We start from the raw sequence: 13,716 nt of genomic DNA on the forward strand, positions 1-13,716 counted from the left end.
CCTAGTAGGCATGGCCAGATCTCATCTCACTCTAGCCGCGTTGGCTACTTCTGCTCTCTCGGGCCTCGACGTGGCCCGCACCCGCAAGTACAGCCACGGCGGCACCGGCATGTTCGATTCCGCCCTGCTGGTCGACCGCGACGGGCGCGAACTCATCATTCGGGTGCCGATGACCCAGTCGGCCGAAACCGAACAGTCCGCGGACCTCGTGGCGCTGCGCGCGCTCACCGTCGGCAACCGCAGCCGGTTGCCGTTCGACGTGCCGCAGTTCGTCGGCCAGACTCCCGCGTCGGGTACCCGCGCGATCGTCTATGAGCTGCTGCCCGGCGACAGCTTCGATGCGGATGCCCTCACCTCCCACGCGGGCGTCGCCGGCTCCCTGGGCCGGGCCATCGCGGCCGTGCACGCCCTGCCGACCGCGTTCATCCAGGATGCCGGATTGCCGCAGCAGAGTGCCCAGGATTGCCGCACCGGCGTGATCGACCTGATCGATCGCGCTGCGGCGACCGGCTTTCTGCCGGCCGCGCTGCTGCGGCGCTGGGAGCAGGCGACCGACGACGACGCCCTGTGGCAGTTCGCCCCCTGCGTGGTGCACGGCTCGCTCTCGGCCGATTCGATCCTGATCACCGACGATGCCGTCTCGGGGGTGCTCGGCTGGGCCGGCCTCAGCGTCAATGATCCCGCCCGCGACCTGCACTGGCTCCTGGCCGCCCGCGGCCAGTTTGCCGAGACGGCCATGGAGACCTACATCACGGCACGCCAGGGCGGTGACGCCCACATCGTGCAGCGCGCCATGCTCTACGCCGAACTCGAACTGGCTCGCTGGCTGCTTCACGGCGTCGACAGTCACGACCAGGCCGTGATCGACGACGCGATCGGCATGCTCGACGGGCTCGTGGGAACCGTGCACGACCGCTCGTCGCATCCGCTCTCCCCCGAGACCGGTCCGATCATGACCGTGCGGGACGTGGAGAGCATGCTCGACGAGATTCCCGTCGCGGCGCGCGGAAACGGCCAGCACACCGCGATGCACACCGACACCTACGATGCCGCCGAATTCGCCGAGAGCGACTTCGCCGACTCAGAATCGGGTTCGGAGGCGTTCAGAGACGCAACGGGGTTCACCGAGACCGAGACCCATTTCGACACCGAGACCGAGACCCCGGCCGCGACCGCTCAGCGGACCGATGGCGCCGGAGTCGCCACGGGCGCCGATGCTGACGCCCACGCGGCCCGCAGGTCCTCTTCGGAGTAGAGCCGGTCGGGGGCGATGATGGTGTCGTCGGCGACGAAGTAGAAGACGGCGTCGACGATGCCGGGGTCGATTCCCTTCCAACGTGCGTAGGCCAGCCGGTAGAGCGCGAGCTGGGTTTGCTTGAGTTCGAGGTCGGCGGCGTTTTTCGGGGCTCGTCCGGTTTTCCAGTCGACGACCTGGTAGCCGGTGGGGGTTTCGTAGACGGCGTCGAGTTTGCAGATGAACACCTGTCCGGCGAGGGCAAGGTGGATCTCGATCTCGACGTCGACGGGCCGACGCGAGGCCCACGGCGACTGCTCGAACGTGCGCTGGAGCACGGCGAGGCGTTCGCGTTCACCCGGCTGATTGTCGCCCAAGCCGGCATCGTGGAGCGGGCCGGCATCGAGCGGGCCGGCATCGAGCGGATCGGCGTCATCCAACTCGAACAGGCCGGCATCAATCTGGTCACCGGATGCGACCCCGCCGGACCGTTGCTCAACCCAGGAGTGGAAGAGGGTGCCGAGGCGGGTTGCCCGGTAGGGGCGTTCCGGCATCGGGCGGGCCAGGCCGCGGGTCACGGCTGCGGCGTCGTCGACGTAGTCTTTGAACCGGGAGGCCGGGATGCGTACCGGCAGCTCCACGGCGACGCCGCCGGCCAGTCGCAGGGCACGCTCTTCGAGCAGCAGCGTCACCTCCCGGGCCCACTCGGAGCCTGCGGACGTCGACGCTGCGGCGTCGCTCGGCGTCGCGGCTTGCCGGGCGGCCTGCGCGGTCACGACGAGGGCCGCGGCGGCTTCGACGACCGGGCGGCGGATACCGAGCGGGTCGAACGGCCAGATCTCACGGCCGGTGTCGGTCGAAGCGGGCTTGTCGGTGTCGACGCTGCCGTCCGGCAGGGCGGGGATGAGTCCGGCCTCGGCGAGTTCGACGAGGTACGGGCTGGGCCCACGCACGGTGCTGCCCGAGGCCCAGTAGGAGCCGGTGAGCAGCAGGGAGTGCTGTGACCGGGTCGTCGCGACATAGATGAGGCGGCGTTCCTCGGCATCGTGCCGGGCGGCGAGCTCGTCTTTGAAGGCGAGGAATTCGGCGTCGTAGGACAGCTGGGTGTCGTGCTGCCCCCAGCGCAGCTGGGGCAGTTCGGCCCGGTCGCCGCGGAACGGGTAGGGCAGTTCGCCGAAGCGCAGCCAGCCGCTGACCTCGCGCGCCGGCGCCGGCAGGCTCTTCGCGGTGAGGTTGGGGATGGCCACGAAGTCCCACTCCAGTCCCTTGGCACCGTGGATGGTCAGCAGTTGCACGGCGCCCGCTTCACCGGGTTCGGGGCGGGGTCCGAGATCATCGTTGCGCTCGGCGCGGGTGAGCCAGCGCAGAAAACTGCCCAGTGTGCCCTGTTCGTCGCTGTCGAGGAACGCCCCGACCGTGTCGTGGAAGGCATACAGGTTTTCGAGGCCCCGCGTCTCGTTGGCGACGAGTTCGATGTCGAGGCGCAGTTCCTGTTCGATCAAGCGCACGAAGTCGAGCAGCGGAAGCCCGGCCCGTGACCGGAAGAAGGCCAGTTGACGGCCGGCATCGCGCAGCCGTTCCCGGCCGGTCTCGCTGAACGCGACGAGCTGGCCATGCGCCGGGGCGGCCGTGGCCACAAAATCGAGGGCGTCGACGAGGGACCGGCCGTCGTCGGCGACGACGGAGTCCCGCAGGCGGGCCCGTACCTCGTCGCTGACCTTCTTCTGCGCCCAGTCGTGGGTGGCCAGCCAGCCGGCGACCCCGGCGAGCGCTTGCAGGTCACGCACGCCCAGGCGCCAGCGGCCGCCGCTGAGCAGGCGCACGAGCTCGCTGCCGGCCGAGGGGTCATGTACGGCACGCAGCACGCTGATGACGTCGGCGACTTCGGGGGTCGAGAGTAGTCCGCCGAGGCCGAGTACGTGGGCGCGCACCCCGTGTTCGCGCAGCACCTCGGCGAAGAGGTCCATCTCCCGGCGGGCCCGAAAGAGCATTGCCCCGGTCTTGTCGCTGCCAATCGTGCTGCCGGTGCTCGGCAGCCGCGCGGCGAACCAGGAGGCGACCGCCTGCGCCTCGTCGGCGATGGTCTCCACCATCGCGGCCTCGACCGTGCCCTCGGTCTTGCCGGGCGGCGTTTTCAGGGTTTCGACCTGGATGCCACCCGGCTGGGCGCGCAGTTGCTCGCTCAGGGGGGCGACGAGCGCGTTGGCGACGCCGAGCACCGTGACGGGGTTGCGCCAGGTGCAGGAGAGGGACATGGCCGGCGCTTCGGCGTTGGAGAGCCCGGCGAAACTGCGCGAGAAGCCGAGCAGGTTTGCGGATGACGCGCCGCGCCATCCGTAGATCGACTGGTGCGGGTCCCCCACGGCCATCACCGGGTGGTGGGCGAACAGGGTGTGCAGCAGCTCGGTCTGCAGCACGGAGGTGTCTTGGTATTCGTCGAGCAGGACAATGCGGTACTGGTCGCGGTAGCGGTCGACCACGGTGTGTACCTTCTGGCAGACCTGTAGGGCGAGGGCGACCTGGTCGGAAAATTCGATGAGGCCGAGGCGGTGTTTTTCGGCCTGATAGCTCGCGGCGAGCCGGGCCAGAACCGGCAGCGGGGCCACGGCGGCGATCGACTCGGTGACCGACGCATAGGGGATCTTCTTGCGCGGGGAGCCGTACGGCAACTCGGCGAGGTAGTCGAAGCCCGCGGCGAGGCCGGCCAGGTCGTGGCCGGGAACGTCGAGCCGGTCGGCAACGGGGATGAAGGGTGGGGGGTTCTCGGCGAGGGCGCGGCTCAGGGCGAGCACGGCATCCGTCACGGCGTCGACCTTCTTGCCGAACGGCACGAGCTGGCCGTCTCCCTGGCTGATCACGACCTGGCGGGCCAGGAGCCAGGCCGAGTTCTCGTCGAGCAGCACGGATTCGGGCTCGCGCCCGAGAAGCAGGGCGTTGTCGGTGAACAACCGACTCGCGAAGGAGTTGTAGGTGGAGACGGCGGGGGTGTTGAAGAGGTCGGAGGTGTCGCGGGTGAAGCTGTCCTCGGTTGCCTCGGGCATGGCGGGGACCGGCATCAGGCCGGCGGCCGCAAGCTCACCGATGCGTCTGTTGATGCGCTCGGCGAGCTCTCCCGCGGCCTTGCGGGTGAACGTGAGGCCGAGGATCTGGTCGGCGCGGGCGTGCCCGTTGGCCAGCAGCCACAGCACCCGGTTGGCCATGGTCTCGGTCTTGCCGCTGCCGGCGCCCGCCACCACCAGGGTCGGGGTGAGCGGAGCCTCGATGACCCGCTGCTGCTCCGCGGTCGGGGGCGGCATCTGCAGGGTCGCGGCGATCGTGAGCGCGGAGATCGGCACCGGCACGGCACGGGACGGCTGGGCGGGAAGGGTCATGAGCTCACCTGTTTGATGATGTGGATGCGGCAGGCGCCGAAGGAGCGCGGGTCGAGGCAGTGGCTGGCGATTTCGGCCTGGAAAACGGCGCCGCCCATGGCGGTCGCGTCATCGCCGACGCGGGTGCGGAAGGTTTCGAGTTCGTCGGGGGTGAAGACCTGTTGGGTGGGATTGCGGTAGTTCTGTTTCTGGGTGCCCGAGGAGACGATCACCAGGCGCGCGCCGGCCAGATCGGTCGTCTCGGGGTCGATGCCGGTGATCGCGCCGTCGGCGAAGGCCAGCTGGTAGGCACCCAGCTGCGGGTGGTCCACCACCCCCTTGTCGCCGGTGGGGTCACCCTTGCCCGTCTTGAGGTCGACGATCACCGCACGGCCGTCGGCGAGGCGTTCCACCCGGTCGATGGTTCCCGAGAGCACCGCGCCACCCACCGCGAGTTCGAAACGGCCCTCGGCGCTGACCAACTCTGCGCCGGACCGGTCGAAGTCCCCGAGGTAGGACGCCAGCCGGTCGGTCAGCTGCCGCGCCTCGACCTTCTGCACCTGCGACTGCCAGTCCGAGTCGAAGACGAGCTCGCCCCAGCGGGCCTCGACGGCGGCCCAGAGCGCCTCGGGGGTTCGGGCATCCGGCTGGTTGGGCGGGGTGTCTTCCATCGCCTTGTGGATGATCGTTCCGAGGTTCGCGGCGGTGTTGGTGGTGCCGCCGCCGATCTGGCCGATCAGCCAGTGCAACGGGCAGGCTTCGAAGGAGGCCATCTTCGAGGGCGACACCCGCATCTTCTCGTCGCCGGCGTCGGGGTCATTGAGGCGCTGCACGGTGCTGGGTTCGGTCAGGCCGTACCATTCGGCCGGGTCGGCACCGGCGACGTCCTCGGCGGCCAGTCGCGCGAGCGTCGCTGCCTCTTCGGCGGCTCGCAGCGAGACGGATGCGCCCGTACCGGCGGCGCGGACGGCATCCGTCACCTCGCGGCGCAGGCGGCCGACCATGCCGCGCAAGGACAACGGGAACCGGCCGAGCGGGGCCGGGTCGGGCGCTGGGAGCATGCGCAGGAAGACCGAGGGCTGGTTGTCGTCGTTGCTGATGGCGGTGATGAGCAGCTCGTGGCGGGCGCGGGAGGCGGCCTGGGCGAACATGCGCAACTCGTCGTGCAGCACGGCGAGCCGGGCCGCACCGCCGTCGGCAGCGCCTCCGGCGGCGGCGTCACCGACCGCGGCGAGGGCGAGATCCCCCGCGCCGAGCAGGGACCCACGAATACGCAGGTCGGGCCACACGTTCTCCTGCACGCCGGCGAGCACGACGATGTCGAACTCCTGGCCGATCGTGCCGCTGCCGGTCGAGACGGTGACGGCATCGCCGAGCGACCGGGGGGCGAGGGTGTCCTCGGGAACGTCGGTGTCGACGAGGTGCTCCAGGAAGAGCAGGGGCGGGGCCGCCGGGGTGCGCTCCACGTAACGCTGGGCCGCGGAGAACAGCGCGACGACGGCGTCGAGGTTGTGGTTGGCCTCGTCGGCGCCGATGCCGGTGCCCTGAGCCTGGTCGAACCACGTCGTGGCGAGACCGCTGCGGGTCCAGAGCCCCCAGAGCAGCTCTTCGATCGTGGCGCCGGCGTCGTATTCAGCGGATGCCGCCGCCAGGCTCGCCCCGCAGGCCGCCGCCCGGCGGGCGGTGCGGTTATCGATGCGGTCGAGGGTGCCGGGCACGGTGAGCGCGGCGACGAGCAGCTCATCGGGTGTCCGGGCCGGTGCGGGCGGTGTGGCTTCGGCGGCGGCTTCGTTTTCGGTGTCGGCTTCGGCGGTGTCCGCGTCGGCGAGGTCGAGCAGGCGCAGGGCGGCGCGCAGGCGGCGCAGGGTGATCGGGTCGAGGCCGCCGAGCGGGCCGCGCAGCAGTTCGACCGCCGCCTGCGCGTCGAGCGGACGCCTCCCGAGGGTCACGTCGAGCGCGAGGATGAACGCCCGCACGGCGAACTCGTCGCGCAGGGCGGTCTGCGCGGTGGACACCTGGGTCGGCACTTCGAGGGCGGCGAGTCCCTTCGACAGGGCGGGCACGAGCGAGCCGGCGCGCACGATCACGGCCATGTGCGACCACGGTACCGCGCCGAGCACATGGCGTTCGCGCAGGCGCCGGGCGATCACCGAGAGTTGGTCGGCCGGGCTGGCGACCACGACGGTCTGCACGGCGTCGAGCGGGACGGCATCCGTCGGGGCCGCATTGGTTGGGGCCGCATTGGTTGGGGCAGTCGCCGGGGGCAACGCCTCGATCGCCCGTGCGGCACGCTGCGGACCGGCGGCGGCAGCGCCGATGCGGCTCGTGATCTCGCTCACGATGGCGCGCACCGCGGGCCCGTGGCGATAGACGGTATCGAGGTAGAGCGTGGGCACCAGGCGGATCTGCGTGGGTTGCGCACCGCCGCGCGCCGCGGATGCGGTGAGGTAACTCCCCAGGCGACCGAGGGCATCCGGATGCGCGCCATGGAAGGACCCGGTGCTGATGTCGGGGTCACCGAAGAAGACGATCGCGACCCCGCGGGCGGCGAACTCGGCGAGCAGCGTGAGGGTGGCCTGAGTGACTTCCTGGGCGTCGTCGAGGATCAGCAGTCGCACTCCGGCCAGGGTTCCGAGGGTCGCGGCACCTGCGGGCCCGGGAGCGGCCACCCGCACCACCGCAGCGGCGAACTGGGCGAGTTCGGTGGAGTCGTACTGGCCGGGACGGGTCTGGTCTTTGACCTCTTCGTATCCGCTCACGAACTCGGCGGCCGCCGCCCATTCCGGCCGGCCAGCGGATGTTGCGAGCGCCGCGAGTCGTGCCGGCGTCACGCCGTACTCCACGGAGCGCATCATCAGGTCGCGCAGTTCGGTGCGGAATCCGCGCAGGCGGCGCACCTCGGGGCCGAGGCTCGCCGGCCAGGCGGGACCGGTGCCCTCGTCCAGATGGCCTTGCAGCAGCTCGGCGATGATCTGGTCCTGCTCGCCGCCGGTCAGCAGGGTCGGGCTCGGCCGCCCCGCCTGGGTCTCGGCGCCCTGCACGAGCTGGAAGGCGATCGAGTTGGCGCTGCGGGCGAGCGGCCCGTTGGTGGGGATGCCCAGGCGCAGGGCGAGGCGGTCGCGCAGCGCGGTGGCGCCGGTGCGGGTGGGTGCGAGCACGAGCACCTCGCTCGGTGAGTAACCACGATTGAGCACCCGATCGGCCACGAGCTCGACGAGGGTGGTCGTTTTGCCCGAGCCGGGAGCCCCGACGACGGCGGCGCTGTCGCCATCGGCCAGATCGAGTACGGCGAGCTGCGCGGGATCGAGTCGGGCTTGTTCGACGAGGGCCTGCTCGCGCAGCTCAGAATCGAGCAGCGCAGAATCGAGCAGCTCAGAATCGGGCAGGGCCGGGTCATTCAGGGTGGTGTCGGGTCGGGGGCTGGTCACGTCTGCAACGGTACAAGGTTCCGCCGACAGTGAACTCGGTCGGGTCGGCGTGCCGTTCTGCCGTAATCTGATCGGAGTCGACGAAAGGCATACCTGGTGGATATCCGCATTGGCATCTTCAATTCCCCCCGTGAGATCGGTTTCGAGACCTCACAGCCCGCAAAGGTGATCGAGGAAGCGGTTGCCGCTGCCCTCGCCGACCCGAGCGGGTACCTCAAGCTCGCAGACGACAAGGGCCGCGTCTACGTCGTTCCGACGGTCGGCCTCGCCTACGTGGAGATCGGCTCGGAAGAGTCCCGCCGCGTCGGCTTCGTCGCGTAACTCGTCCCGTGGAACTGCTGTTCGTCGCCCTGGGCGGAACCGTTCTGGGCCTGGCCGCACGCTATCTGCTGCCCGGCCGGTCCACGCAGGGCTCCGTGCTCATTCCGGCGATCGGCACCGCCGTCGCCGCGCTGGTCTGGGTCGCTTTGACCTGGCTCGGTTGGGCCTACGACGGCGGCTGGATCTGGGCGGTGTCGCTCGTGGTGGCGGGTCTCGTATCCGTTGTCAGTGATGTCGTGCTCACCCGCACCCGGTCGCTCTCTGACCAGCGGATGCTGCACTCCCTGATCCAGGGCGGCTCACCCGTCTCGCACTGACACGTCCCGTGCTGAGATACGCAAAAAGCACCTTCGTTGTCGAAACGACGGTGCTTTTTCCGTACCTCAAGCGCCGGTGTGTCTCAGGTGCCTGTGTGTCTCAGGTGCCTGTGCGTCTCAGGTGCCTGTGTGTCTCAGGTGCCTGTGGCTCGCGGCACCTAGGCGGTGAGGCCGAGACCGTCCATGCGGCGGGTGTGGGCGGCGATCAGGTCGGTGAACACCGGTTCGATGCGCAGCTCGGTGAAGGCTTCCGCTTCGGAAGCCGGCATCGCCGACCGGGCCACGAGCAGGGTGTCGCCGACGAGGCGCCGGCCCCACATGGCCAGGCGCGACCCGAGCGCGGGCTGGGCCTGGATCGCGGTCTGCAGTTCACGCACGAGGACATCCGTGCCCGTATCGTCGCCGAGCAACTGGGCGATGCGGGGGCCCACGTCGCGCGGCAGCCCGTCGGAGAGCCGAATGAAGAAGTCGTCGAGCAGTCCGCCGGTTAGATAACAGCTGAGCAGCAGCTCATGCCAGTCGGCACCGTGCGTCTTCGCCCTGAATGCGTCCAGGGCGGGAGCGAATGGCGCCATCTCGGTGGCCGGGTCGGCCTCGCGGCGACGAATTTCGGCGACGAGGCCGTGATGCTTGGACAGCGCACGACCGGCAGCTGCGCTGAGGCCCTCTTTTGAGGCAAGGTCCGGGGCGGTGAAGACCGCCCGGGACAGGCTCTCGAAGGCGCCGAGCTCGCAGTAGGCCGACTGGCCCAGAAAATGGTTCAGGGTGGGGGTGAGCGAACTGATGTCCATCTTGGTCGTGGGTTTCGCACTGCCGCGGGTGCTCACTCGGGGAATCTCCGTGCGCGGCGGGCGTCGACCAAAGCTGGGGTTCACCTGCCCAGCATAGGACAGCGCGCCTCCCGGGGTGCTCAGGCGACACCGGTAAGATGGCGGCACGTCACCGACACGGTTCGGTGGCCCTGCGCCTACGACAAAAGATGGCGCATACCGCTTCCAGCTACTGACAGGCATACATTCGTGACTTTCTCCGAACTCAAAATTGACCAGGACATGGTCGACTCCCTTGCCGCCAAGGGCATCCTCGAACCGTTCCCGATTCAGACCCAGACCATTCCCCTCGCCCTCGCCGGCCAGGACATCATCGGCCAGGCCAAGACCGGCACCGGCAAGACCTTCGGCTTCGGCCTCCCGGTCATCCAGCGCCTCGGCCTGAACCCGGAGCCCGGCGTTCAGGCCCTGATCGTGGTTCCTACCCGTGAGCTGTGCGTACAGGTCTCCGAAGACCTCGAGCTTGCCGCCCGGGGCCGCGACACCAAGATCGTGTCGATCTATGGTGGCAAGGCCTACGAAGGCCAGATCGAGCAGCTCAAGGCCGGCGCGCAGATCGTGGTCGGTACCCCCGGCCGCCTGCTCGACTTGGCCAGCCAGCGCCTGCTCAGCCTCGCCAACGTGCGCGAAATGGTGCTCGACGAGGCCGACAAGATGCTCGACCTCGGCTTTCTCTCCGACATCGAGAAGCTCTTCGCGCAGACCCCGAGCAACCGCCACACCATGCTCTTCTCGGCGACGATGCCCGGCCCGATCGTGGCGCTCGCCCGCCGCTTCATGAACCGTCCGATCCACATTCGCGCGACCGACCCCGATGAAGGCCTCATGCAGGCCAACATCGAGCACCTCGTCTACCGCGCCCACAACATGGACAAAGACGAGGTCATCGGCCGCATCCTGATGGCCGAGGGCCGTGGCAAGACCGTGATCTTCACCCGCACCAAGCGCGCCGCCGCGAAGCTCGTCGAAGAGCTCGGCGACCGCGGCTTCAACGCGACCGCGGTTCATGGCGACCTCAACCAGGAGCAGCGCGAGCGCGCCATGGCTTCCTTCAAGGCCGGCAAGAAAGACATTCTCATCGCCACGGATGTCGCAGCACGCGGAATCGACGTCGAAGACGTCACCCACGTGATCAACCACACCATCCCCGAAGACGACAAGGCGTACCTGCACCGCGTCGGCCGCACCGGCCGCGCCGGCAAGACCGGCATCGCCGTCACCTTCGTCGACTGGGACGACCTGCACAAGTGGACGCTCATCAACAAGGCGCTCGACTTCGGCGTGCCGGAGCCGCTCGAGACCTACTCCTCGTCGCCGCACCTCTACGCCGACCTGAACATCCCGGTCGGCTCGAAGGGCCGCCTGCGCGCAACCCCGATCAAGGACGTCGTCGCCGGCGCTCCCGCCGGCCGCTCCGACGCGGGCCGCTCGGGCTCGGGCTCACGCTCCGGCGGTCGCGGCGGCTCCACCGGTTCCGGTCGCAGCGATGGCCGCCGTGACTCGGGGCGCACCGAGCCGGGGCGCACCGAGCCTGCCCGGGCGGATGCCGCGCGTGGCGCATCCACTCGTCCCGACGCTGCGCGCGCCGGCGACCAGAACGCGGATCGACCCACCCGCACCCGGGTACGTGTCGGATCGACCACCAACCCCGACGCCCCGGCCGCCACGCCGGCCGCCGGAACCCACGACGGCGGCGGCGCCGAGCACCACGACGGCAACAGCGCGCCGCGTCGCCGCAGCCGCAGCCGCGGTCGCCGCTCCCCCCAGGAGTAGCCCCGACCCGCACGTCCCGTCGCGAGAGCGGCTAACGGCCGAGTTGCGGGCCCCGAGGCACAATCGCTTCAGAGCACGTCCCCTGGCGCACGTACCGCGCAGCGGCGCACGTACCGCGCAGCACCGGGCGATTTAGCTTGGTGCCGCGGCGCGCGACAGTTCCGCCGCTGCGCTGTAGGCGCGCCTACAGCGCAGCGGCGCAAGTACCGCGCAGCTCACAAACGGCCAACCCCACCGGGGCGCAGCACCCGCGCAGCGGCGCAAGTACCCGCGCAGCGGCGCAGCACCCGCGCACGTCGCGCGCGGGCGGCGGGCGGCAGGAGCGTCAGGGCGTGACGGGGGCCGACCCGGTGGCCTCGGCGACAATGCGCTCGAGTACCTCGGACGGTGTGGTGTTCTCGCCCAGACGGTTCGGCTTACCCTCTCCGTGGTAATCGCTCGAGCCCGTCACGGCCAGTCCGTATTTCTCGGCCAGGTGATAGAGCCGTGCCTTGGCCTCCGGCCGGTTCTCCCGGTGCTCAAGCTCCAGCCCGAACAGTCCGGCATCGACGAGTTCGACCAGGCGGGCCTCCGCCATCACGTCATCAACTCCGCGCGTCGCCGGATGCGCGATGACCGGCACTCCCCCGGCCGCCCGCACCAGGCGCACCGCCTTCAGCGGGTCGGGCGCGTAGTGCGGCTGGTAGTAGCCCGCCTTCCAGTGCAGGATTCCGGCGAAAGCGTCACTGCGGGTGAGGGCGTGCCCGCGGGCGACCAGGGCATCCGCGATGTGGGGGCGCCCGACGGTGGCGTGGGGCGTGGTCTGGGCGAGAACATCCGCCCAGGTCAGGGCGTAGTCGAGCCCGATGCGCGCGACCATCTGTTCGGCCCGGGTGACTCTGGCGGCACGGATGCGGGTGGTTTCGGCGACGATCGCGGCATCCGTCGGGTCGAAGAGGTAGGCCAGCAGGTGCACGCTGGCGTAGCCCACACGGGTGCTGAACTCCATACCGGGGATGAGCGTGATTCCGGTGCTCCGCGCGGTGGCACTGGCCGCGGCCCAGCCGGCGGTGGAATCGTGGTCTGTGAGCGCCATGGTACCCAGGCCCGCGGCGACGCCGGCACGCACGAGTTCCGTGGGGGTTTCCGTGCCGTCGGACACACTGGAGTGGGTGTGCAGGTCGATCGGCCCCGGGAAGCCCACATGTGCTGACATTCCCCCATGTTAGTTGGGTGCCCGCACCGCGCGAACCGTGCTGTCCCGACCGGCATGCGCCCAGACTCCTCGCCTAGTGTGATCGGTCTATGTTCACCCGAATCCTGCGCGCACTCACCGCGACCCTGCTCGCGGCCGGCCTCGTCGTGCTCACCTGGCCGCAAGCCGTCGGGCTGCAGAACACATGGATTGTCGCGCACGCGGTCTCGTTCCGGGGGGCCTTTGTCGTGGCCGCCACTGCCGGGGCCCTGCTGATGCTGGCCCTGTTGGTGATTCGTCGCAGTCGCACGGTCGCCATTCTGCTGGTGTTGACGGTGCTGTTCGGTGCGGTCAACGCGACCATTCTCGCCGAACGCGGCCTCGGCAACACCGACGCGCTCGTCGCGGGTGCCGAAGCGTCGGGCCCGTCAGACGCTACGACGCCCGTGACCCGCGGCACAGCGAATGCCGTCACGGTGCTCAGCTGGAACACCCTCGGCGACGCTCCGGGCGCGTCGGTCATCGCCGAACTGGCCCTCGCCGAAGGCGCCGACGTCGTCACGCTGCCCGAGACCACCGAAGAGACCGGCGTCGCCATCGCCGAGCTGATGCGAGCCGCCGGCCGGCCGATGTGGGTGCACACGGTTGCCTTCGACCTCGTCTCTAAAGCCCGCTCGACCACCGTACTCATCAGCCCGGACCTCGGCGACTACACCGTCACGTCGGCGGCCGGCTCCGGACCGCCCGGCAACACCAACGTACTCCCCACCGTCGTCGCCACCCCCACGGCCGCCACCGGCCCGACAATCGTGGCCGTGCACGCGGTTGCGCCCATCCGCTATGAGATGTCGAACTGGCGCTCCGACCTCGATTGGCTGGCCGAGCAGTGCAGCGGGAACGGTTCGACACCGGCCAACGTGATCATGGCCGGGGACTTCAACGCGACGCTCGACCACATGGCCGGGCGGGCGGCATCCACTGCGGAATCTCCCGCGGCGGTGCTGGGCGAATGCATCGATGCGGCGAGCGCGGTCGGCTCCGGCGCGGTCGGTACCTGGCCAACACGTATGCCGGCCCTGCTCGGCAGCCCGATCGACCACGTCATGGCGACGCCGAACTGGCAGGTCGACGATGTGCGTGTCATCGATTCTCTCGACGGCGCCGGCAGCGACCACCGCCCGGTCGTCGCGACGCTCTCGCCCGCCTGATCTCCACGCCCGCAGCTGCACCCCGCCGTGGGGCCCGGCGGCTGCACCCGGCAGTCAGCACAACGGATGCCGGGCCAAACT

General features: G+C 69.9%; 9 protein-coding genes. 5 read left to right on the plus strand and 4 right to left on the minus strand.

The window, feature by feature from the left end; genetic code table 11:
- The first annotated feature begins 10 nt into the window (after positions 1-10).
- Entirely contained in the window at positions 11-1,255 is a 1,245-nt protein-coding gene (locus tag D6T64_RS10880) for a phosphotransferase (protein WP_119974684.1), read from the plus strand.
- Here the strand turns inward: D6T64_RS10880 and D6T64_RS10885 are convergent.
- Together D6T64_RS10885 and D6T64_RS10890 are read right to left on the minus strand one after the other, a co-directional pair.
- Complete coding sequence (locus D6T64_RS10885) at positions 1,177-4,605, minus strand: ATP-dependent DNA helicase (RefSeq protein WP_119974685.1); 3,429 nt, start codon at positions 4,603-4,605, stop codon at positions 1,177-1,179. The genes D6T64_RS10880 and D6T64_RS10885 overlap by 79 nt on opposite strands.
- Positions 4,602-8,012, minus strand: coding sequence for a UrvD/REP family ATP-dependent DNA helicase (locus tag D6T64_RS10890; protein WP_233551054.1), 3,411 nt, complete (start codon positions 8,010-8,012; stop codon positions 4,602-4,604). Before D6T64_RS10890 ends, D6T64_RS10885 begins: the two co-directional genes overlap by 4 nt.
- Positions 8,013-8,108: 96 nt before the next feature.
- Between D6T64_RS10890 and D6T64_RS10895 the strand changes: the two genes are divergently transcribed.
- Together D6T64_RS10895 and D6T64_RS10900 are read left to right on the plus strand one after the other, a co-directional pair.
- A complete protein-coding gene (locus D6T64_RS10895) occupies positions 8,109-8,333 on the plus strand; it encodes a DUF3107 domain-containing protein (protein WP_119974686.1) in 225 nt (74 codons plus the stop codon).
- A gap of 8 nt (positions 8,334-8,341) precedes the next feature.
- Entirely contained in the window at positions 8,342-8,650 is a 309-nt protein-coding gene (locus D6T64_RS10900; RefSeq protein WP_119974687.1) for a hypothetical protein, read from the plus strand.
- A 158-nt stretch (positions 8,651-8,808) separates the two neighbouring features.
- On the opposite strand, the gene D6T64_RS10905 is transcribed toward D6T64_RS10900, so the two are convergent.
- On the minus strand, positions 8,809-9,525 hold the full coding sequence (locus tag D6T64_RS10905; protein WP_119974688.1) for a ferritin-like fold-containing protein: 717 nt from the start codon (positions 9,523-9,525) through the stop codon (positions 8,809-8,811).
- Positions 9,526-9,669: 144 nt separating this feature from the next.
- Between D6T64_RS10905 and D6T64_RS10910 the strand changes: the two genes are divergently transcribed.
- Positions 9,670-11,253: a DEAD/DEAH box helicase gene (locus tag D6T64_RS10910; RefSeq protein WP_119974689.1), complete on the plus strand. Its 1,584-nt coding sequence runs from the start codon at positions 9,670-9,672 to the stop codon at positions 11,251-11,253.
- Between the two features lie 325 nt (positions 11,254-11,578).
- On the opposite strand, the gene D6T64_RS10915 is transcribed toward D6T64_RS10910, so the two are convergent.
- Positions 11,579-12,448 carry a PHP domain-containing protein gene (locus D6T64_RS10915; RefSeq protein WP_119974690.1) on the minus strand — a complete coding sequence of 290 codons (870 nt, stop codon included), beginning with the start codon at positions 12,446-12,448 and terminating at the stop codon, positions 11,579-11,581.
- An 89-nt stretch (positions 12,449-12,537) separates the two neighbouring features.
- Between D6T64_RS10915 and D6T64_RS10920 the strand changes: the two genes are divergently transcribed.
- Positions 12,538-13,635 (plus strand): endonuclease/exonuclease/phosphatase family protein, encoded by a 1,098-nt coding sequence (locus D6T64_RS10920; protein ID WP_119974691.1) that lies wholly within the window; start codon positions 12,538-12,540, stop codon positions 13,633-13,635.
- Positions 13,636-13,716 lie beyond the last annotated feature (81 nt).

This window comes from Cryobacterium melibiosiphilum, from assembly GCF_003602235.1.
Lineage (GTDB): Bacteria > Actinomycetota > Actinomycetes > Actinomycetales > Microbacteriaceae > Cryobacterium > Cryobacterium melibiosiphilum.